The following is a 278-nucleotide window of genomic DNA, read 5'->3' as shown; positions in this document are numbered from 1 at the left end:
CGAGGTCACGCTCAGGGTCGATCACGTCGCGTACCCGCTGCTTCAGCTCCTTCGGACCTGGAAAGCCGCCGTCGCGCCTGCGCTCCCAGATCAGTTCACCATTCAGCCGGATCTCGAAATTGCCGCCGGTGCCAGGGATCAGCGCCACCTCACCGAGCGAGACGGTAAAGGTCTGCAACAGTTCCTGAGCCATCCAGCCGGCCCGGAGCAGCCAATTGCACTGGGTGCAATAGAGAATGGTAATGCGCGGTTTTACCATCGGATTTCGCCTTTCCGCC

At 61.2% G+C, this 278-nt stretch carries 1 protein-coding gene; it reads right to left on the bottom strand.

Translation table 11 applies throughout. The annotated features are described in order from the left end of the window. Window positions 1-259, bottom strand: a 259-nt coding sequence (locus tag KVS69_RS19460; protein WP_217539606.1) for a SelT/SelW/SelH family protein, incomplete at its 3' end; no start/stop codon positions are given. Between the last annotated feature and the right edge of the window lie 19 nt (window positions 260-278).

The organism is Stenotrophomonas sp. GbtcB23, assembly GCF_019091045.1.
In the GTDB taxonomy this organism is placed as follows: Bacteria; Pseudomonadota; Gammaproteobacteria; order Xanthomonadales; family Xanthomonadaceae; genus Stenotrophomonas; species Stenotrophomonas rhizophila_A.
This window is presented reverse-complemented; position numbering and strand designations above follow the sequence as displayed.